The organism is Cupriavidus sp. (assembly GCF_057315035.1).
The window spans coordinates 101,596-122,174 of sequence record NZ_DBHKYV010000018.1 but is presented as its reverse complement, the minus strand read 5'-3'; the positions used below and the strand labels follow the sequence as shown (position 1 = coordinate 122,174).

The 20,579-nt window shown below is 64.5% G+C and carries 18 protein-coding genes; 16 read left to right on the top strand and 2 right to left on the bottom strand.

The genetic code is table 11. The features are described 5' to 3' along the window. Positions 1–123: 123 nt before the first annotated feature. From ACO550_RS21395 to ACO550_RS21380, 4 genes are all read left to right on the top strand, one after another. A complete protein-coding gene (locus ACO550_RS21395; RefSeq protein WP_315593955.1) occupies positions 124–711 on the top strand; it encodes a sigma-70 family RNA polymerase sigma factor in 588 nt (195 codons plus the stop codon). Beyond that, entirely contained in the window at positions 708–1,445 is a 738-nt protein-coding gene (locus ACO550_RS21390) for an anti-sigma factor (protein ID WP_315593954.1), read from the top strand. Before ACO550_RS21395 ends, ACO550_RS21390 begins: the two co-directional genes overlap by 4 nt. Before the next feature lie 62 nt (positions 1,446–1,507). Then, complete coding sequence (locus ACO550_RS21385) at positions 1,508–3,877, top strand: DNA polymerase II (protein WP_315593953.1); 2,370 nt, start codon at positions 1,508–1,510, stop codon at positions 3,875–3,877. Positions 3,878–3,968: 91 nt separating this feature from the next. After that, the gene (locus ACO550_RS21380; RefSeq protein ID WP_315593952.1) at positions 3,969–5,666 is read left to right on the top strand and encodes an MBL fold metallo-hydrolase; all 1,698 of its coding nucleotides are present in this window, start codon (positions 3,969–3,971) and stop codon (positions 5,664–5,666) included. Positions 5,667–5,806: 140 nt separating this feature from the next. On the opposite strand, the gene ACO550_RS21375 is transcribed toward ACO550_RS21380, so the two are convergent. Next, positions 5,807–7,180: an MmgE/PrpD family protein gene (locus ACO550_RS21375; RefSeq protein WP_315593951.1), complete on the bottom strand. Its 1,374-nt coding sequence runs from the start codon at positions 7,178–7,180 to the stop codon at positions 5,807–5,809. 61 nt (positions 7,181–7,241) lie between these two features. Next, entirely contained in the window at positions 7,242–8,213 is a 972-nt protein-coding gene (locus ACO550_RS21370; RefSeq protein ID WP_315593950.1) for a tripartite tricarboxylate transporter substrate-binding protein, read from the bottom strand. Between the two features lie 118 nt (positions 8,214–8,331). On the opposite strand from ACO550_RS21370, the gene ACO550_RS21365 reads away from it, so the two are divergent. From ACO550_RS21365 to ACO550_RS21310, 12 genes are all read left to right on the top strand, one after another. Next, positions 8,332–9,285 carry a LysR family transcriptional regulator gene (locus tag ACO550_RS21365; RefSeq protein ID WP_315593949.1) on the top strand — a complete coding sequence of 318 codons (954 nt, stop codon included), beginning with the start codon at positions 8,332–8,334 and terminating at the stop codon, positions 9,283–9,285. 103 nt (positions 9,286–9,388) lie between these two features. Then, complete coding sequence (locus tag ACO550_RS21360) at positions 9,389–9,829, top strand: hypothetical protein (protein WP_315593948.1); 441 nt, start codon at positions 9,389–9,391, stop codon at positions 9,827–9,829. Positions 9,830–10,067: 238 nt separating this feature from the next. After that, on the top strand, positions 10,068–10,232 hold the full coding sequence (locus tag ACO550_RS21355; protein ID WP_315593947.1) for a hypothetical protein: 165 nt from the start codon (positions 10,068–10,070) through the stop codon (positions 10,230–10,232). A 232-nt stretch (positions 10,233–10,464) separates the two neighbouring features. Then, positions 10,465–11,691, top strand: coding sequence for an AI-2E family transporter (locus ACO550_RS21350; RefSeq protein ID WP_315593946.1), 1,227 nt, complete (start codon positions 10,465–10,467; stop codon positions 11,689–11,691). 149 nt (positions 11,692–11,840) lie between these two features. After that, positions 11,841–12,629, top strand: a complete 789-nt coding sequence (locus tag ACO550_RS21345) for an IclR family transcriptional regulator (protein ID WP_315593945.1) — start codon at positions 11,841–11,843, stop codon at positions 12,627–12,629. Between the two features lie 3 nt (positions 12,630–12,632). After that, entirely contained in the window at positions 12,633–13,691 is a 1,059-nt protein-coding gene (locus tag ACO550_RS21340) for a cyclase family protein (protein ID WP_315593944.1), read from the top strand. An 80-nt stretch (positions 13,692–13,771) separates the two neighbouring features. After that, positions 13,772–14,995 carry an ABC transporter substrate-binding protein gene (locus ACO550_RS21335; protein ID WP_315593943.1) on the top strand — a complete coding sequence of 408 codons (1,224 nt, stop codon included), beginning with the start codon at positions 13,772–13,774 and terminating at the stop codon, positions 14,993–14,995. Beyond that, a complete protein-coding gene (locus ACO550_RS21330; protein WP_315593942.1) occupies positions 14,992–16,137 on the top strand; it encodes a thiolase C-terminal domain-containing protein in 1,146 nt (381 codons plus the stop codon). Before ACO550_RS21335 ends, ACO550_RS21330 begins: the two co-directional genes overlap by 4 nt. Beyond that, positions 16,134–16,487, top strand: a complete 354-nt coding sequence (locus ACO550_RS21325) for an OB-fold domain-containing protein (RefSeq protein ID WP_315593941.1) — start codon at positions 16,134–16,136, stop codon at positions 16,485–16,487. The genes ACO550_RS21330 and ACO550_RS21325 overlap by 4 nt, the downstream gene beginning before the upstream one ends. 60 nt (positions 16,488–16,547) lie before the next feature. After that, positions 16,548–18,647, top strand: a complete 2,100-nt coding sequence (locus tag ACO550_RS21320) for an acetate--CoA ligase family protein (protein WP_315593940.1) — start codon at positions 16,548–16,550, stop codon at positions 18,645–18,647. Between the two features lie 150 nt (positions 18,648–18,797). Beyond that, positions 18,798–19,259, top strand: coding sequence for a hypothetical protein (locus ACO550_RS21315; protein ID WP_315593939.1), 462 nt, complete (start codon positions 18,798–18,800; stop codon positions 19,257–19,259). A 182-nt stretch (positions 19,260–19,441) separates the two neighbouring features. Next, positions 19,442–20,548 (top strand): porin, encoded by a 1,107-nt coding sequence (locus ACO550_RS21310; RefSeq protein ID WP_315593938.1) that lies wholly within the window; start codon positions 19,442–19,444, stop codon positions 20,546–20,548. The last annotated feature ends 31 nt before the right edge of the window (positions 20,549–20,579 follow it).

Genomic DNA, 20,579 nt, shown 5'->3' with positions numbered 1-20,579 from the left:
TTTTGATGGGCGTTGGATCCACGCGGCATTCCTGTCCGCGTCACCTGCATATACGCAGCGCCCCGCTCGCTGGATGCAGGGCCCCGCCTATAATCTGGCAACCACCTTTGCACGGAGCCGCAAGTGGCCCTGCCCTCACCGCTACCGGACGATCCCGACGCGCTCGAAGCGTTGCTCGCGCGCGTGGCGATTGGCGATCGGCAGGCCTTGCGCGCGATCTACGACCACGCCGGATCGAAACTGTTTGGGCTTGCGCTGCGTATTACTGGTAAGCGCGAACTGGCGGAGGATGTCGTGCAGGAGAGTTTTGTCAGCATCTGGCACTATGCGGGAGACTTTCGGCCCCAACTGGCCGCGCCGATGACGTGGATGACGACGATCGTGCGTAACCGTGCGCTCGATGCCTTGCGCCGTACCGCGACGGCCCGTCTGGCCAGTGCCACGCCACTCGATGACGCCCCGGAAGCCGAGCTGGCGGATACCGGTGCCGGCCCCGCCGACCTGGCCCAGGCCAGCCAGCAGGCCCGCGCACTGAACCGCTGCCTGCAGCGCCTGGAACACGGCCAGCGCGAAGCCATCGTGCTGGCTTACCTGCAGGACCTTAGCCACTCGGAGCTTTCCGAACGCATGCACACGCCGCTGGGCACCGTCAAATCGTGGATCCGGCGCGGACTGGAACGCCTGCGCGCCTGCCTGGAGGCCGCCCCATGAACCTCGCGCGCCACCCCGACCTGCTTGATCGCATGGCCGCGCAGTATGCGCTGGGCGTGCTGCGCGGCGGCGCCCGGCGCCGCATGGAACAGATGGCACGGCACGAACCAGCGGTCCACGCGGCCATCAGCCATTGGCAAAGCCGCCTGGCAGGCGTGGCGGAACTGCATGCGCCGGCCGTTCCCGTGGAAGCGGTCTGGTGCGGTATCGAACGCAGGCTGGGATGGAAGACCGACGAGGACGCGCCCGCCAGCAACCGGCCCGCGCGGAGCGGCGGGTGGTGGCGCTGGTGGCAATCGCCGGCGTTCTGGCGGGCCTCCACGGCGGCATTTGCAGCCGTGGCGGTGCTTGCGGTGGTTGGCACGCTGGGCCGCTGGCAAACACAGGCGCCGTCTGCCGGCGTAGTGGTCGCCGTACTTCAATCGCAACAAGCCCAGCCGGCGATGCTGGTCAGTTGGGATGCCAGGGGCCGCGCGCTGGTAGTCCGGCGGCTCGACAATCTCGCTCTGACCGACCAGCAGGTGCTGCAACTGTGGGCATTGCCGGAGGGCGGCAAGCCACGCTCCCTTGGTGTGATTGGCCGGGCGCGCGAAATACGCCTGCCGCTGGAAGCGCTGCCTGCCAACGTGCCAGCGCTGGCGGTCAGCGTGGAGCCGCCGGGCGGATCGCCAGATCCCGCGGGTCCCACCGGACCGGTGGTGTTCCAGGGCGCCTTGCTGAAGACGCCAGTGTAGGAACGGGCCGCCACGACTCCGCTAGAATCCACGCCAGATATATATCTTCAAGGTTTTCCAGCGTGGCACTTCAGCAGGGTTTTATCCTGACCCGACATTGGCGCGATACCCCCGCCGGCACGGAGGTCGAGTTCTGGCTCGCCACCGACGACGGACCGCGCCGGCTGCGGCTGCCATACCAGACCTCCACGGCGTTTATTCCGGAAGCGCAACGCGCTGTCGCCGAGGCCCTGTTGCAAGGCGAACGCGACGTCGCATTGCGTCCGCTGCAGTTGCAGGACTTCCAGCACCGCCCGGTGCTGGGGCTCTACTGCCAGCAGCATCGCCAACTGATCCAGCTCGACCGTGCGCTGCGCGCGGGCGGTGTCGATGTTTACGAAGCCGATATCCGCCCGCCCGAGCGTTACCTGATGGAGCGCTTTATCACCGCGCCGGTCTGGTTCGATGGCGACGCCGACGCAGACGGCGTGCTGCGCAACGCCCAGATGAAGCCTGCCGCCGACTACCGGCCACCGCTACGGCTGGTCTCGCTCGACATCGAGACCAACGCGTTCGGCGATCTCTATTCGATCGCGCTGGAAGGCTGTGGCCAGCGGCACGTCTATATGCTCGGGCCAGCGCCGGAGCAAGGCGCTGGCGATCCGGGATTCGTACTCGAATACTGCGCATCGCGGCAGCAACTGTTAGAGAAGCTCAATGACTGGCTGGCCGAGCATGATCCCGATGCGATCATCGGCTGGAACCTGGTGCAGTTCGACCTGCGTGTGCTGCGCGAACATGCACGGCAGTACCAGATCCCGCTGCGGCTCGGTCGTGGCGGCGCCGAGATGGAATGGCGCGAGCATAACCAGCAGCAGCATTACTTTGCTGGCGCGGCGGGACGCCTGATCATCGACGGTATCGAGGCGCTGCGTTCGGCCACCTGGACTTTCCCGTCATTCAGTCTCGAATCGGTCGCGCAGACGCTGCTCGGCGAAGGCAAGGCCATCGACAATCCGTACGACCGCATGGACGAGATCGACCGGATGTTCGCCGAGGACAAGCCCGCGCTGGCGCGCTACAACCTGCGCGATTGCGAACTGGTGACCCGGATCTTCGAGAAAACCGAACTGTTGCGCTTCCTGTTGGAACGCGCCACGGTCACCGGATTGCCCGCCGACCGCAATGGCGGCTCGGTGGCGGCGTTTACGCACCTGTACATGCCGCTGATGCATCGCCAGGGCTATGTGGCGCCGAATCTTGGCGAGAAGGCACCCGAGGCCAGCCCGGGCGGGTTCGTCATGGATTCGCGTCCGGGCCTTTACGAATCGGTGCTGGTACTCGACTACAAGAGCCTGTATCCGTCGATCATCCGTACCTTCCTGATCGATCCGATAGGCCTGGTCGAAGGGCTTGCCCATCCTGACGATGCCGACTCGGTGCCGGGCTTCCGCGGCGCCCGGTTCTCGCGCACCAAGCACTGCCTGCCATCGATCGTGGCGCGCGTGTGGCAAGGCCGCGAGGCGGCCAAGCGCGATGCGAACAAGCCGTTGTCGCAGGCGCTCAAGATCATCATGAATGCGTTCTACGGCGTGTTGGGATCCAGCGGGTGCCGCTTCTTCGATCCACGGCTAGCATCGTCGATCACCATGCGCGGGCACGAGATCATGCGCCGGACGCGGGAACTGATCGAGGCGCGTGGCTATGAGGTGATCTATGGCGATACGGACTCGACCTTTGTATGGCTGCGCCGTGCCCGTAGCGAGACCGATGCGGCGGACATTGGCCGCAGTCTCGTGGCCTATGTCAACGACTGGTGGCGCGATCACCTGTGGCAGACGTATGGCCTCGAAAGCGCGCTGGAATTGCAGTTCGAAACGCACTTTCGGCGTTTCCTGATGCCGACGATACGCGGCACCGACCAGGGCAGCAAAAAGCGCTACGCAGGCCAGGTGGTGCGCGCCAACGGCAAGCCCGAGATGGTGTTCAAGGGACTCGAAACGGTGCGCACGGACTGGTCGCCGCTGGCCCAGCAGTTCCAGCAGACGCTATACGAAATGGTCTTCAACCGTGCACCCTACCAGGACTACGTGCGCGAGATCGTACGCCGCACGCTGGCCGGTGAACTCGATGAACAGCTGGTCTATCGCAAGCGTCTGCGCCGCCAGCTCGACGAATACCAGCGCAATGTGCCGCCGCACGTACGGGCCGCGCGCATCGCCGATGAATACAACGCGCTGCATGGGCGGCCAAAGCAGTACCAGAACGGCGGCTGGATCAGCTACCTGATGACCGTGGCCGGGCCGGAACCGCTCGAAACCCGTACGGCGTCGATCGACTATGACCACTATGTCACGCGGCAGCTGCAGCCGATTGCCGATGCGATCCTGCCGTTTCTCGACGACGATTTTGCGACCCTGCTGTCTGGCCAGATGACGCTGTTTCCGCACTAACCGATTTTTGCTGCGGTGCGGCATCGCTGCAACCCGCTACAATCGGCCCGATCTGCCGATAAAGAATCCGAAGAGACTTCGCCCGCCTTCCATGTCCGCCGCCACGCCCCAATCCACAGCCAGCCCAACCGATCCATCCCGCTCCAAGGCCATGCGCTACGCCGCCAGCATGCTCGTGCTGCGCGATGGGCCCGCGGGCATGGAGATCCTGATGATGCGCCGTCCGCAACGCGACGACGACCGCAGCGCCGGGGCCTTTGTGTTTCCGGGCGGGGTGCTCGATCCCCAGGACACCGCGCTGCACCCGCTATGCGCCGGACTTGACGATGCCGCGGCCAGCGCCCGGCTCCAGGTAGACGCCAACGGGCTCGACTATTACCTGTGCGCGGTGCGCGAAGCGTTCGAGGAAGCCAACCTGTTGTTCGCCTACGATGCCAGCGGCGCACTGGTGCGACTGGACGATCTGGGCGACGGGATCCGGCAGCAACTGCGCGAGGCAGCGGCCTATGGCGGCAAGGGCGTGGCCCATGTGTGCGAAATGCTGGGCCTGACCCTGGCGGTCGACAAACTGGCCTATTGCGCCTACTGGCTGACGCCACCGGGGCTGCCCAAGCGCTTCGATACGCGTTTCTTCATGGCTGTGTTGCCACAAGGCCAGACCGCGATCCATGACGGCGTGGAGGCGGTCGAGCATCGCTGGATGCGCCCCGCTGACGTGATCGATCCGACCAACAAGCTGACGCTGGTCAATGCCACGCGCAAGATCCTGCAATCGATCGCACATTTCCCGACCGCGCAGGCCTGCTTCGACCACGCGCAACAGCAGCGCAGCATCGCCTTGGTCATGCCGCGCCTGGCCGATGGGCCCAAGGGCCAGCGCCCGGTGATGCCCGAGGAGGCCCCCTACGCCGAGATCGCGCGCATCGACCCCGATGGCGCGGGCCATGCACGCTATGCGCTGGAACCGGGGCTGGCGGTCAGGCTGTCCGATCGCATCTGGCGCGTGACGGCCAACAATGGCAACGTGATGACCGGCCCGGGCACCAACACCTACTTCGTGGCTGGCGCTGACAATCAATGGGCCGTGATCGACCCGGGTCCCGATGATGCCGCGCATTTCGATGCGGTAATGGCAGCCGCGCCGGGTCCGGTGAAATGGATCCTGGTCACGCATACCCACCTCGACCATTCGCCTGGTTCGGTGCGCATGCGCGAGGCCACCTCGGCGCCGGTGTGGGGCCGGGTGACCACGGTCACCGATCGCCAGGACCAGACTTTCCGGCCTGACCATATGCCGGAACATGGTGACCGCATCGTGCTCGGTCCGCAGACCACGCTACGCGTGATCCACACACCGGGCCACGCATCGAACCATCTCTGTTTTCTGCTCGAAGAAGAGAAGACCCTGTTTACGGGCGACCACGTGATGCAAGGCTCCTCGGTGGTCATCAACCCGCCCGATGGCGACATGCGCGCCTACCTGGTCTCGCTGCAGGCGCTGCTAGACGAAGAGCTCGACTGGATCGCACCAGGCCACGGCTTCCTGATGCCGCGCCCGCACGACGCCATCCGGCTGCTGGTCCGCCATCGGCAGCAGCGCGAAGCCAAGGTCATGAACGCACTGCGCGCACTGGCCCCGGCCGATATTGCCACGCTGCTGGCCAGCGTTTATGACGACGTGCCCGAGCGCATGCATCCGGTAGCGCAGCGGTCCTTGCTGGCGCATCTGCGCAAGCTGGAAGATGATGGCGTAGTACGGGACGCGGAAGGTATCTGGGAACTCGTATAACCACTTGTTTTCTCCCCTCTCCCGCACGGCGGGAGAGGGGCGGGGGAGAGGGCCAGCGGTTCAAGCTGAGACAGGTCGCAATTTGAACCTCATGCCCTCTCCCCCAACCCCTCTCCCGCGCGCGGGAGAGGGGAGCATGGTTAACGCGGGCGGGCCAGTGCCGTGATGGCGTTGACGTCGGCCAAGCCACCCAGTTTCCAGCACGCCGCAATCAGTTGCGACGCCTGCCCTGCTCCCAGCACCGGATCGGCCAGCGCGTGGAATTTGGCGTCCAGGTCCTGGTCGGTCATTGGCCGCTGCAGCGACCCGATGGCATGTTCCACGTGTACTTCAACCTGGCGACCATCCTTGAGCGTCGCCTTGACGAATGCCGCGGCCTCGTCGACGTTGGCATCGGCCGTGGCCACCACCTTGCGGCGCAGCGCCACTACATCTTCGCGCGTGACGATGTGGTCCGAGAACTCCTCTTCCCCTGCCCGGCCAAAAATCAGGCCAGCCGCGCAACCGTGATAAACACTGAACTTGGCCAGCAATCCGTCAGTCGGTTCCTTCTTGCCGGTCAGTTCCAGCACCAGCGGATGCACGCGCAGTTCGATCTGCTCCACGTCTTCCGGCTTCACACCCTGGCCGCGCAGCTGTGCACAGGCATCGATGCTCGGATGGATCACGATGCCGCAGGCGAACGGCTTGTAAGTGTTGAACGAAATCTCGAACCGCTGGCCCAGCTCGTCGGTGATCTCGTTCCAGTCGGCCTTGTTCGAGATCACCTGCATGAAGCCTCGCGGCGCTTCCAGCGCCTTCGCACTCGACGTGTACCCATGGCGTGCCAGCAGCGCCGACATCAGCCCGGCACGTGCCGCGCCGCCGGGGTGGAACGGCTTGGTCATGGTGCCAAACTGCTCGCGCAGGCCCACCGGCTGCGAGGCAGCAATGCCCAGCGCCATCGTCGTGCGGTCTTCATCGAGCCCGAGCAGACGTGCGCAGGCGGCCGCCGCGCCGAGCGTGCCCGTGGAGCCAGTGATATGCCAGCCACGGTCATAGTGGTCGGGGTACATCGCATTGCCGACGCGGCAGGCTACATCGATACCAAGTACGAGTGCATCGGTGACCGCACGGCCACTGGCGCCGGTGTGCTCGGCCAGTGCCAGTACCGCCGAAGCAACCGGGCCCGCCGGATGGATGATGGTCTTCAGATGCGTGTCGTCGAAGTCGAACGTGTGCGAGGTGATGCCATTGACCAGCGCGGCGCTGGCCATGTCCACCCTGGTTGGCCGGCCCAGCACGGTGGCCTGCGCCGCCGGCTGCAGTTCGGCCACCGCTGCCAGCGCGGCGTCTGCCGATGCATGGCCGGCCGCGCCCACCGCACAGCCAAGCCAGTTCATGAAGGTACGGTGCGCCTCATGATCGACCGCCTGGCTCCAGCCTTGCGATGGATGCGTGGCGACGAATTTGCCCAGGATACGGGTCACGGGAGGTGCGTTGTGATCAGCGGCGACGTGCGTGTTGCGGGCCATGCTTGAAACTCCTTATGCGGAATGCGGGGATGCCGGAAGACGGAAAGACAGGAAAATGCGGTCAGGTGTCGAGGTGAATGCCGCGGGCCTTGGCCAGCGTGCTCCACCGCGTGACTTCGCTGGCGATGTACTCGCGGAACTGGTCGGGCGTCATCGGTTCCGGGTCCAGGGCCTCGGCAGCCAGCTTGTCCTTGAGATCGGGACTCTTGAGTACCGTGGTCAGCGCGCTGTTGAGCCGTGCCACCACATCGGGCGGAATGCCGGCCGGTCCCACCACGCCATACCACTGCATGGCATCGAAACCTTTCATGCCGGCTTCTTCGAGGGTCGGCACATCTGGCAACAGCGGATGCCGCCGGTGCCCCGTCACGGCCAATGGCTTGACGCGGCCGGAACGGATATTGGGCAACGCCGCGGCCAGGCCCGGGAACATGGCCTGGGTCTGCCCGCCGATCAGGTCGGTGAACGCCGGTGCAATGCCGCGGTATGCGGCGTGGGTCATCCTGACGCCCGCCTGCTGGGCAAACAGTTCCATCGTCAGGTGCGTCAATGAACCGGGACCGGCCGAACCATAGGCCACCGGTTGCTTCTTCGCATAGTCGATGAACGCGGCAAGATTGGCCACTGGCACATTGGCATTGATCACCAGCACGTTGGGCGTGCCGCCGATCATGCCAATCGGCGTGAAATCCTTGACCGGGTCGTAAGGCACGCGGCGCGTGGCCGGGTTCGTGCCATGCGTGGCCACATAGCCCTGCATCAGCGTGTAGCCGTCGGGCGCTGCCTTGCTGGTCATCTGGCAGGCAATCACGCCGCCGCCACCGGCCTGGTTCTCGACCACGATCGACTGGCCCAGCACCCTGCCCCAGCGTTCGGCAACGGTACGTCCAACCAGGTCCGAACCGCCGCCGGCGGATACAGGCACCACATAGCGGATTGGCTTGCTTGGAAAACGATCCTGCGCCTCGGCAAAGCCAGGCACCGCCAGCAACATCGCGCTGGCCTTGATCAGGGTACGGCGTTTAGGGTTCATGTCTCCTCCAGGTGCGCCTCTCGTCGGGATGGCGTCTTGCTCATGGACGAAGCGAATGATCGCCGCTCGGTGCTAGACTGTGAATTGCAAATTTCCTCACCATTGATGCAAGGCTTGCATGAATTTCAATCTGGCGGACCTGCGCGCCTTCGTGGCCGTGGCGGAACTGAGCAGCTTCCGGGCCGCGGCCTCCGAACTGCATCTGTCCCAACCGGCGTTGTCGCGCCGCATCGAGAAGCTTGAAGATGCACTGGGCGTCCGGTTGTTCGATCGCACCACGCGGTCGGTGGAGATGACCGCCGTGGGTCGCGAGTTCTCGCGCAAGGCACGCGAGTTGCTCAATGGACTGGACGAATCGCTACTCGGCATCCGCGATGTCGCCATGCGCGTGACTGGCGAGGTAACGGTTGCATGCGTGCCGTCTGCGGTGCGCTATTTCCTGCCGGCAGTTCTGCGCAAGTACCACGAGCTCTATCCGCGCATCGTGGTGCGACTGATCGACGAAGGTGCCAACGAGGTGCTGAACCTGATCGTCCGCAACGAGGCTGACTTCGGACTCAACTACATCGGCACGCAGGAGCCCGATGTAGATTTCGAACCGGTGCTCAAGGAGCCGTTCGTGGTGGCCTGCCAACCCGATCATCCGCTGGCCCGCAAGCGCAAGGTCACGTGGGCGGAACTGGGCCAGTACGACTACATGACCGTGGGCAAGGCCAGCGGCAACCGCATGCTGCTGGACCTGGCACTGGGCAACATTCCGACGCGGCCGCAGTGGTACTGCGAGGTGCGCCACGTCACCACGCTGGTCGGCCTGGTCGAGGCGGGCATGGGCATTGCCGCCGTGCCGCGCCTGGCCATGCCGCCCGGCAAGCATCCCGCGCTGACCAGCGTGCCACTGGTGGATCCGGTCGTCGAACGCACGGTTGGCCTGATCCGCAAGCGCGGCCGTTCGCTGTCACCCGCGGCGCAGCAACTGTATGACATGCTGTTGTCTGCGAACGCAGCAATTTCGCCAACCCGGCAGCCGAGGGGTCGTAAGACGAGTCCACGCCCAACGCAAACAGTTCCGTAAGCCATTCGAAAGCTTCTGAAATATCTGGATACCTTGTGGCCCTTGGCTGGCGGCTTGGGCGCTGCCTACAGTGATCGCATCGAGACTCGCCAGGATCGTTGCCATGTCCAGACTCCTTGCTCTGCTGTTGCTGACGCTGGCGGCCTCGGGCGCCGCGCAGGCAGTCACCAAATGCCAGAATGACCGCGATACGCTCTACACGTCGGCCGCCTGCCCCACTGGCTACCGCGACGTCACGAGTTCGATGCGCGGCAGCGTAACCACTGTAGCCAAGCCAGCAGCCAAGGCACGCAAGGACGAGCAGGCTTACCTGCAGAACCGCGAGCAGATTGCACGCCAGTTGCAGGTCTGGGACGCGCGCGACGATGAGCAGGAATGGCGGGCCCAGAATGCGTTCTGGAATCAATGCCGCGCGCTCGAATTCCAGGCCCGGGCATCGGAACGCGCCATGCAGCAAACCGAGTACTGGAGCCGCGCCGACCGCTACCGCGATGCCGCAAACGCGCTGCGTTCGGAGCAATACTATCTGGGTTGCTATTTCTGACAGGCGCAGCGCTGGTGTTGTGTGACCGGTGAATTCACCTCACCTGTATCGACATCGCACAACCCGCCGATATTAGTCGTACTTAGATCGGCATACAGAAAATTTCAGGCGAAATCGGGTCGGCATCACGTCTGCTGTCACATACAATCCGTTCCCATCCGGCCCGCCATGTTTTGCCTGCACTATCCGGGGCAAAACACTGGCAACTGCGGTCGCAACCCACTCCTGTGACAGAACCATGCTGACTCTCACTGCGATCGTTGCGTATATGCTGGCCTGCATCGTTGCTCTGGCCTTCGGTGTTCGCTGGATGCTCAAGAACGACCCATTGCTCAAACAACAACAGTTTCTCGACGCCTCTGCAGGCTCGCGCGCCGACGATACGCGCACGCTGACGCGCTGACGTACTGCGCAACTCACGCGCCATGGACTCACGCGCCATCTAATCGCCCCAACCCTATTGCCTGACCTGAAAACGCCGGTTCACGAGACCGGCGTTTTGTTTTGCAGGGCGCGCTGCATGCCATACATCACGCGTCGCTGTCCTACACCACGGGTCGGGTCGCGCCGACACATCGCACCGCCGCGAAGCACTATGCTCTGAGCAGGTTCTCCCCCGACCTGCGATACGTGCCATGTCCACAGTTCCGCCCTCTTCCGCCATGCGGACCGCTCCTCCGCCGGACACCGCCCCGGACACCACCCAAAGGGAGCCGGATGCTGTCGGACCCGTTCCGGCCATAGCCGCGGCACCCATTACTTCACCGGACTATGCACCGCCGGCCTGGACAGGCTCGCTGCGCCGCGCAGGCATCGCATTGGTGGTGCTGGCCACGCTGGCGTCACTGTACGCGCTCCATGTGGCCAGGGACTTCGTGGTCCCGGTAGTGCTGGCCATCGTCGTCGCATACCTGCTCGATCCTCTGGTGGCGTTGCTGCAGCGCCAGCGGATTCCGCGCGTGGTAGGCGCCACGGTGGTCTTGCTGGGCCTGCTGGCCCTTGTGCTGTGGTGTGCCTATCTGCTGCAGGGACAGGTGTCGTCGATCGTCGATCGGTTGCCGGAGATCGCCAGCAAGCTGTCGCGCTCGGTTGGCGCGCTAATGAGCGGAGACGATTCGATGCTGCAGAAGGTGCGCCGGGCAGCCACGGTTCTCGGTGGCACGGGTCAGCCACCTGCGCCACGTGGCGCCGCGGTCGTGGTCGACCGCGCGGCGGACGGTCTCAACAACATGCTGTGGGCCGGATCGCTCGGCGTGTTCGCATTGATGGCCCAGACTGTGGTCGTGCTGTTCCTGAGCTGGTTCCTGCTGGTTGCCGGCGACATGTTCAAGCGCAAGTTCGTCAAGATGGCTGGCAAGACCATCAGCCAGAAGAAGATCAGTGTCCATATGCTCGACGAGATCAACCGCTCGATCCAGCGCTATATGTTGATGCTGCTGATCACCAACACGTCGCTCGGTATCTGCACCTATGTGCTGCTCAAATACCTGTCGATCAACAACGCTGGCACCTGGGCACTGGTTGCGGCGGCGCTGCACCTCGTGCCGTACTTTGGCGCGATGATGGTGTCGGCATGCCTGGGCGTGGCCGCCTTCATGCAGTTTGGCACATTCCCCATCGCGGCCGCCGCCGCCGGCGGATCGATGCTGATCGCCACGCTGATCGGCAACGGCATGACCACCTGGATGACCGGCCGCATGGCGCGCATGAATGCCGTGGCGGTGTTTGTCTCGCTGCTGCTGTTCACCTGGCTGTGGGGCACATGGGGCATGCTGCTGGCGATTCCGCTGGCCGTGATCGCCAAGGTGGTGGCCGATCACGTCGAAGGTCTCGAAGTACTGGCCGAATTCCTCGGCGAATAATCTCCGTTCCGCACACGCCCGGTTTCACGCGGCAAAACTTTGATGCGCCGCAAAATGACCTTGGACGTCACATCGCCTATAAATCACCGGGTGCCGCACTGACATCGTTTCATGCGGCGAAACTCCATCCGGGGGAGGCGCATTCAACGGTGTCCGTTCCAAGCACTTCATTGCAGAAGGCCTGCCGGCTGTTGCGCGCCCTGTCCGACACACGTAACGCAAGGCTGACCGATCTGGCCAATGCGGCGCATGTGGACAAGGCGTCGGCGCTCCGCTTGCTGGAAACGCTGATGGCCGAAGGCATGGTCGAGCGTGACCCCGAGACCAAGGCATTCGCGCCGGGCCGCGAATGGCTGGCGCTGCAGGCCGCCTCGCAACGACGGCTCGACATGCGCCCGCTGGTGCGGCCCGCGCTGATCCGCCTGGCCAACACCTTCGAGGACTCGGCAATTCTGTCGGTACCCAGCGGCTGGGAGTCGGTATGCCTGGAATTGCGACTGGGCAGCTTTCCGATCCGTGCCAACTATCTGGACATTGGCAGCCGGCGCCCGCTTGGCGTGGGCGCCGGCAGTCTGGCGCTGCTTGCCGCACTGCCCGACGCTGAAATCGACGCGGTGCTCGCCTGCATCGAACCTTCCCTCAAGCGATATCCACGCATCGACACCGCCATGCTGCGGCGCCATGTGGACACCACGCGGGCACGCGGCTATGCGGTGCTGCTCGACGTGGTGGTGGAACGCATGGGCGGCATCGGCATCGCCCTGCCCGGCCCCGACGGCTACCCGCTCGGCGCCATCAGTATCGCGGCACTCAATGAACGCATCACCGATCGCGAAGCAGCATTGGCCCGCGCGTTGCGGCGCGAAGCCGATGCGATCGGTGCGGCCTGGCCCCACCACACTCATGGCAATTACGGCAACCTGCAAAAGGAGGCATGAAGCATGCGCTGGAAACAACGTCCGGAAGGCTCGAACTGGGGCGACTTCGGTCCTGACGATCAACTCGGGCGCGTCAACCTGATTGGTCCGGAACAGGTCCTCAAGGGTGCGCGCGAGATCCAGGCCGGCAAGAGCTTCTGCCTGTCGATGCCGCTCGACTACCCTGGTGGCAACAAACTCAACCCGCGCCGCCATCCTCCGCAACTGCGCCCCACGTTCCGCGACGATATCCCTTACCTGAATTTTCCGCTGGCCAAGGTCAACCCGGCCGCCACCGATGTGATCAGCGACGACCAGGTACTGCTGTGCCTGCAATACTCGACCCAATGGGATTCCCTGGCGCACGTGGGCGCACTGTTCGATGCCGATGGCGATGGCCGCCCGGAACGCGTCTATTACAACGGCTACCGTGCCAATGCCGATATCGTCGGCCCGGTCGATTATGCCGAGGATGACCACTTCGAAGCCCACGATTGCGGCCATGGCCACACCAGTCACGCCGATGCGCTCGGCATCGAGAATTTCGCGGTAAAGGGTATGCAGGGCCGGGGTGTGCTGGTGGACCTGGCCGACGTCTATGGCAAGGACTTCCGCAACGTCGGCTATGACGACCTGATGCGCGCCATGGAGTCCCGCCATGTGGAAGTGGAATCGGGCGACATGCTGCTACTGCGCACGGGCTTCGCCGAAGTCGTCCTCTCGATGCAGCGCGAGCCCGATGAAAAAGTCCTGCATCACAGTTGCTGCGCCCTCAACGGCCGCGACGACCGCCTGCTGAACTGGATCACCGACGCGGGCATCGCCGCATTGATCGCCGATAACTATGCCGTCGAGCGCTTTCCGGCCTTACCTCCGCCTGACAACTCCAGGACGCATCCGCTGCTGCCGCTCCACCACCACTGCCTGTTCAAGCTGGGCCTGCCACTGGGCGAACTCTGGTATCTGCAAGAACTCGCCGACTGGCTACGCGCCAACCACCGCACCCGTTTCATGCTCACCGCGCCACCGCTGCGCCTGCCAGGCGCGGTAGGGTCACCCACCACACCGATTGCAACGGTATAAAAACAGCGATGTCAGCTCCCCTCTCCCGCCATGCGGGAGAGGGGAGAAAAAAATCAGCAGTTCAAAAGGAGGAGACAAAAATGAAACCAGCAATCCGCATCATCGCCGCGGCAGCATTGGCCCTGGCGTCGCTCGCGACACACGCCCAACCCAAGCCCACCATCTCCGACGACATGGTCAAGATCGGCATGCTGCTCGACATGAGCGGCCTCTATGCCGACGTGACCGGACGCGGCAGTGCCACCGCTGCCCAAATGGCCATCGACGATTTCGGCGGCAAGGTGCTGGGCAAGAAAGTGGAACTGGTGGTGGTCGATCACCAGAACAAGGCCGATATCGCGGCCAACAAGGCGCGCGAGTGGTTCGACCAGGACAAGGTCGACGCCATCCTGGATGTGGCCGCCTCGGCGCCGGCGCTTGCCGTGCTAGACGTTGCCAAGCAGAAAAACCGGATCGTGGTGTTCTCGGGCCCCGGCTCCGAACGAATCACCAACGACCTGTGCACGCCGGTGTCGGTGCACTACGCCTACGACACCTACGCGCTCGCCAACACCACGGCCAGGGCGATGGTCCAGCGCGGCGGCAAGACCTGGTTCTTCCTGACCGCCGATTACGCATTCGGACACACGCTCCAGCAGTCTGCCACCGCCGTGGTCAACGAAGCGGGCGGACAGGTGCTGGGCGCGGCGCGGCATCCGATCAATACCAGCGACTTTGCCTCGTACCTGTTGCAGGCTCAGGCCAGCAAGGCACAGGTCGTGGGGCTGGCCAATGCCGGCGGGGACACCGTCAACGCGATCAAGGCCGCCTCGGAGTTCGGTTTGACCAAGAACGGTACGCAGAAGATGGCCGGCCTGCTGCTCTATATCAACGATATCCACGCCATCGGGCTGAAGACCGCGCAAGGGCTGGTGCTGACCGAGGCGTTTTACTGGGATATGAACGATGCCACGCGGGCCTGGTCGCGCAAGTACTTCGACAAGGTCAAGAAGATGCCGAACATGAGCCAGGCCGGCGTCTACTCGTCGGTCACGCACTACCTGAAAGCCGTACAGGCGGCCGGAACCGATGAAACGGCGGCCGTAATGAAGCAGATGAAGGCGCTGCCCATCAACGACTTTTTCGCCAAGAATGGCCGTATCCGCGAGGACGGACGCATGGTTCACGACATGTATCTGTTCGAGGTAAAGAAGCCCGAAGAGTCGAAGTATCCGTGGGACTACTACAAGCTGCTGGCCACGGTGCCCGGCGACCAGGCCTTCATGCCCGTGGCGAAGTCGCAGTGCCCGCTGCTGAAGAAATGACCGGTACCCACGCCTTTGTCCGCGGTACCGGCAACACGCGGTTCGGGCGCCTGCCGGACAGCACGCCACTGACGCTGATGGCGCACGCGGCCGACGCCGCGCTCGACGATGCCGGGCTTGCCCGCAGCCAGATCGACGGCGTGCTGTGCGGCTATGCCACCACGCTGCCGCACCTGATGCTGGCCGACCGCTTCTGCGAGTTCGCTTCGCTACGGCCGGCGTATGCCCATGGCATGGCGGGCGGGGGCGCGACGGGCGGGTTGATGGCGATGCTCGCACACGACCTGGTGCGTGCCGGGCGTTGCCGCAACGTCCTCGTGGTGGCCGGCGAGAACCGGCTCAGCGGGCAGAGCCGCGACCAGTCCATGCAGACCCTGGCGCAGGTGGGCGAGCCGGAAATCGAGGTGCCGAACGGTGCCTCGGTGCCCGCCTACTATGCGCTGCTGGCGTCGCGCTATCTCCATGAAACCGGCATGGACGCCGATATGCTGTCCGACTTTGCCGTGCTGATGCGCGAGCATGCGGCAAGCCATCCCGATGCGCATCTGCGTGAGCCGCTGACGCGCGAAGCCGCACGCCAGGCCCGGCCAATCGCCTCGCCGCTGCGGCTGTCGGACTGCTGCCCAATCTCCGATGGGGCGGTGGGCATCGTGGTGTCATGCGAGCCCGGCGCGGATACTGCGGTGCGCATTGCGGGTGCCGGACAGGCACACCTGCACCAGCACCTGGGGGCCATCGACGACGTCATGCAAAGCGGTGCGGCAGAAGCCGCGGCGCGTGCCTTTGCCGAGGCCGGCTGCGCGCTGTCCGATATCGACTACCTGGCGATCTACGACTCGTTCACCATCACGCTGGTCATGCTGCTCGAAGAACTTGGCATCGCGCCGCGCGGCAAGGCGACTGCGCGCTTGCGTGCTGGCGATTTCAACGCCGACGGCGCACTGCCACTGAATACGCACGGCGGCCTGCTGGCATTTGGCCATTCGGGCGTAGCGGGAGGCCTGATGCATCTGGCCGAGGCCGCGCGCCAACTGGCCGGACGCGCCGGTACCCGGCAGATCGCGCCGCGCCGTCGCGCGCTGTTTCACGCCGACGGCGGAGTCCTGTCTTCGCACGTCAGCCTGATCCTGGAGACTTCATGACGCAATCCTATGCCGAAGGGCTCGCCGCCGGGCTGGTGCGCTACCAGGCCTGCGAAACCTGCGATGCCTGGCAGCCATTGCAGCGTCACGCTTGCCGCGCCTGTGGCGGCCTGCAACTGGCCTGGCGCGACAGCCGTGGCACGGCCACCGTGTATGCGGTGAGCGAGGTATTCCGCGCGCCCGTGGCAGCGTTCCAGGCGCTGGTGCCCTACACGCTGGTGCTCGCCACGCTCGACGAAGGTCCGCGCGTGATGGGCCATGCCGACCCCGGCATCGCCATCGGCGATCGCGTGCGTGCCGGCTTCTTCCAGCACGACGGCCAGACACTGCTGCGTTTCTCACGACTCTGAGCCAGCTTCCGGAGCACCGCTCCGGGTCCACCGATTCCAAAAAACTGCACAGAACAGACCATGTCCTCGACGCTCTCCGCCCTGCTCTCCCCACGCTCCGTTGCCATCATCGGCGCGTCCGACAACATCCACAAGATTGGTGGCCGTCCCATCCACTACATGCAGCAGATGGGTTATGCCGGCACGATCTATCCGGTCAATCCGCAACGCGAAACGCTGCAGGGCCTGCGCGCGTATCCATCGCTCGATGCCCTGCCCGAGGCGCCCGAGCTTGCCGTGATCGTGGTCAGCGGCGATGCCGCCGTGCAGTCGGTTGCCGACTGTGCGCGGCTTGGCGTCGGCGCGGCCATCGTGATCGCGTCCGGTTTTGGCGAAGCCGGTGAGGCAGGCAAACTGCAACAGGACGAGATGGTACGCATTGCACGCGGCGCCAACCTGCGTATCGTCGGGCCGAACAGCCAGGGACTGGCCAATTTTGGCAACGGCACCATTGCCAGCTTCTCGACCATGTTTATCGAGATCCCGCCCAAGGATGGCCCGGTGGCCGTGGTGAGCCAGAGCGGTGGCACCGCGGCGCTGGTCTATGGCCTGCTGCGCCAGCAAGGCATTGGCGTGCGGCATGTGCATGCCACCGGCAACCAGGCCGATGTCACCGTCAGTGAACTGGCGTTGGCCGTGGCGCATGATCCCGATGTACGCCTGTTGCTGCTCTACCTGGAGACCTTGTCCGATCCCGATGTACTGGCCGAGGCGGCCATGGTTGCCCACGCGCGCGGCATTCCCGTGGTGGCGGTGAAATCGGGGCGCTCGCAGGCCGGCGCACGGGCCGCGGCCTCGCATACGGGGGCCATGGCCAACGAGGATCGTGCCGTCGATGCGTTCCTGGCACGCCATGGCATCTGGCGTGTCGACGATGCGCATGCGCTGGCGCGTTGCGCGCCACTCTATTTGCGCGGATGGCAGCCTGCAGGCCGCCGGCTCGTGGTGGTCAGCAATTCGGGGGCCAGTTGCGTGATGGCCACCGATACCGCCGATTCGCGCGGCATCGCCATGGCCGCCCTGTCGGACACCACGCAGGCCGCGCTTGCGGAACGCCTGCCCGGCTTTGCCGCAACGGCCAACCCGGTGGATGTCACAGCCGCGTTGCTGACCAATAGCGGCCTGTTCGGCGACGTGTTGCCCGTGGTCGGCGCCGACGCCGAGGCTGACCTGGTGCTGCTCGACATCCCGGTTGCCGGCATGGGCTATGACATTCCCCGTTTCGCGCGCGACGCCGCGCGGTTTGCCGATCAGGCAGGCAAGCCGATTGCGGTCGCGGCATGGCAGGAATCGGTCGCGAGCGTATTCCGCGCGGCGAATGTGCCGACATTCTTCCATGCGGCCGATGCGCTGGCCGCCTTCGACCAACTGACCGCCCATCAGCAACTGCTGCGCGACAACGCCTGTGATCCCGCGCCAATACCGGTTGATCATGCGTCGACGGCGGCGTCATCGCACACGCTCAGCGAGGCGGCGAGCCTGGCCCGGTTGGCCGCTGCTGGCGTGCCCGTGGTCGAGCACTACCTGTGCCGGACCGCTGACGAGGCCGTGGCCGCATGGCGCCGGATCGGTGCGCCTGTGGCTGTCAAGGCCAGTTCGCCCGATGTTCCCCATAAGAGCGAACACAGCCTGGTTGCGCTCGGCTGCACTGACGGCGATGCGATCGTCGGGGCTTTTGACCGGCAAACCACCATTCTGGACAAGATGGGGGCAAGCTGCGAAGGCGTGATCGTCGCGCGCATGACGCGCGGCCGGCGCGAGTGCATGGTCGGTGCACACTGGGATCCGGTATTCGGCGCAGTGCTATTGGTCGGCGATGGCGGCAAGTATGTGGAAGCGGTGGGCGATACCGCAGTCCTGCTGGCGCCCGCCACGCCAGCCGCCATCGAACGCGCGGTACGCAGCCTGCGCATGGCGCCGTTGCTGGACGGCGTGCGCGGCGAGCCGGCCCTGGATGTGGCGTCGCTTTGTGCCGTAGCGGCCATGGTCGGGCAACTCGTCCATGACGCACGCGGTGCAATCCGGTCGGTGGATCTCAATCCGGTGATGCTCGATGTAGCAGGCGCCGTGGTGGTGGACGGGCTGATGGAGATCGCCGGCCAGCCCAACCAGGCGCCATGATCTAGCCAAATCCTTATTTACGCCCCAATTATCAGTAATGCCTTGCGAAATGAAGGGCACGGATAGGAGTATCGGGAACATCCACGTGGAAACCCTTTCCCATCCCCGATGCAATACCTTTCGCAGAACGATGGCGGCCAGGTTTTTGAAGTGCTCGACGAGGGCACCAGCCCGATGTGTAGCTATTCGATCAACGGGCCGCCCGGATGTACCACGCTCGCGCTGTTTCAAGAGGACCATGAAACGAAGGAGTTCATCGTCTTCTTTTCCCTCGCTCACATCAAGCATCTGGAGCTTGGCATTCACAAGGTCGTGCTGTACGAGCTATGCCGCAAGGCACGGAACTACGGTTTTTGGAATGTCGATGTCAGGTTCTCCGTGCATGCTGCATCGTTCTTTGAAGGTCTGGGGCTATATCGCCGCCCCAATTTGCGCGAGATCGCGGGTCTGCAACGACATGGCATGACGCGCGCATGGGCGCGTCACCTGCAATCGCCAGTTCTGCCAGACTCGTTGCCAGTCAGCATGAGCTACAGCATGCATGGCAGTTCCATCGACGTCATGCAAAGGCTTGCGACGGAACGCGAGAGATGGACGCTGACCGGGCGCTAAGCGGGTGCTGACCAGGCGCAGACGATCCTCCTGAGCGTTCATTGTTCACAACGCAAGACAAACTGTCAGCCGAATCGCTCTTCTTCGCTTCGACACCAATCGTTACATTTCACACGCCGCGCCACGCCTGAGCCCGTATGGAGGCGTGCGTGCGTGTGTCTCAAACAAAAGGATAACGAAGCATGAAGACCCGTCTCGCCTGCCTGGCCGCCATGGCCGTACTGCCTGCATTGCCGTCCGCGGCACAGGCCCAATCGAACATCACGTTGTACGGTGTGGTGGACGCCGGTGTGGAGTTCCTGACCCACGCCCCGAACACCGCCACCGGCGGCAGCAATAATGTCGTGCGCATGTCGGCCGGCAACCTGTCGACCTCGCGCTGGGGCCTGCGCGGCTCGGAAGACCTGGGCCGGGGCCTGAAGGCAGTCTTCACGCTCGAAAGCGGCTTTGACCTCGACACCGGCAGCCTGAACCAGGGCGGTCGCCTGTTCGGCCGCCAGGCCTTCGTGGGCCTGCAGAACCAGTACGGCACGCTGTCGCTGGGCCGTCACCAGACCGTGCTGTATGACTTCTCGCTGGCCTACGATCCAATGGCCATTGCCACGCGCTATTCGGTGCTGATGCACGACAAGTGGATGTCGGGCCGGGCCGACAACTCGCTGAAGTTCACGGGCCAGACTGGCGCGTTCTACTATGGGCTGTTCTACAGCACCGGCTATGACAGCAGTGCTGGCGGCGAACTACCGGGCAACTACAAGGCCGGCCGCAACTGGTCCGTCGCCGGTGGCTATGACGCCGGCCCCGTGTCGGCCCGCGTGGTCTACGACGAAGTCCGTGGCAGCACCGTCGCCACCGATGACAACCGCGAACGCCGCGCCACGCTTGGCGCGAGCTACAACTTCGGCCGTGGCCGCGCATTTGCCGGCTACCGCTGGTACTACGGCGATTTCGCCAGCAGTTCGCTGCGTACCAACCTGTACTGGGTCGGCGCCACGTACCAGGCAACCCCGGCCATTACACTGACCGGCGCCGCCTACTACACCGACGTGCGCAACAGCAACGGCGATCCGTACAGTTTCGTGCTGTCGAGTACCTATGCCTTCTCGAAGCGCACCGACGTCTACGCCATTGCCGCCTACGCACAGAACCGCAACGGTTCGGCAATGGGCTTGTCGGGTTTCGGTCCGTCGCTGAACGGCAGCGCCAGCACGCTGACCGCCACGTCCGAGCAAGTTGGCGCTGGCCAGAGCCAGTTCGGCGCAATCATCGGCGTACGTCACCGCTTCTGATCTGCTGCTGGTTTGCTCCCCTCTCCCGCCA

Excerpts from the sequence above, each read along its gene's own strand:
- ACO550_RS21390 (WP_315593954.1), top strand. The coding sequence starts at position 708 with ATGAACCTCGCGCGCCACCCCGACCTGCTTGATCGCATGGCCGCGCAG.
- ACO550_RS21380 (WP_315593952.1), top strand. The coding sequence starts at position 3,969 with ATGTCCGCCGCCACGCCCCAATCCACAGCCAGCCCAACCGATCCATCC.
- ACO550_RS21375 (WP_315593951.1), bottom strand. The coding sequence starts at position 7,180 with ATGGCCCGCAACACGCACGTCGCCGCTGATCACAACGCACCTCCCGTG.
- ACO550_RS21370 (WP_315593950.1), bottom strand. The coding sequence starts at position 8,213 with ATGAACCCTAAACGCCGTACCCTGATCAAGGCCAGCGCGATGTTGCTG.
- ACO550_RS21365 (WP_315593949.1), top strand. The coding sequence starts at position 8,332 with ATGAATTTCAATCTGGCGGACCTGCGCGCCTTCGTGGCCGTGGCGGAA.
- ACO550_RS21360 (WP_315593948.1), top strand. The coding sequence starts at position 9,389 with ATGTCCAGACTCCTTGCTCTGCTGTTGCTGACGCTGGCGGCCTCGGGC.
- ACO550_RS21355 (WP_315593947.1), top strand. The coding sequence starts at position 10,068 with ATGCTGACTCTCACTGCGATCGTTGCGTATATGCTGGCCTGCATCGTT.
- ACO550_RS21350 (WP_315593946.1), top strand. The coding sequence starts at position 10,465 with ATGTCCACAGTTCCGCCCTCTTCCGCCATGCGGACCGCTCCTCCGCCG.
- ACO550_RS21340 (WP_315593944.1), top strand. The coding sequence starts at position 12,633 with ATGCGCTGGAAACAACGTCCGGAAGGCTCGAACTGGGGCGACTTCGGT.
- ACO550_RS21335 (WP_315593943.1), top strand. The coding sequence starts at position 13,772 with ATGAAACCAGCAATCCGCATCATCGCCGCGGCAGCATTGGCCCTGGCG.
- ACO550_RS21330 (WP_315593942.1), top strand. The coding sequence starts at position 14,992 with ATGACCGGTACCCACGCCTTTGTCCGCGGTACCGGCAACACGCGGTTC.
- ACO550_RS21325 (WP_315593941.1), top strand. The coding sequence starts at position 16,134 with ATGACGCAATCCTATGCCGAAGGGCTCGCCGCCGGGCTGGTGCGCTAC.
- ACO550_RS21320 (WP_315593940.1), top strand. The coding sequence starts at position 16,548 with ATGTCCTCGACGCTCTCCGCCCTGCTCTCCCCACGCTCCGTTGCCATC.
- ACO550_RS21310 (WP_315593938.1), top strand. The coding sequence starts at position 19,442 with ATGAAGACCCGTCTCGCCTGCCTGGCCGCCATGGCCGTACTGCCTGCA.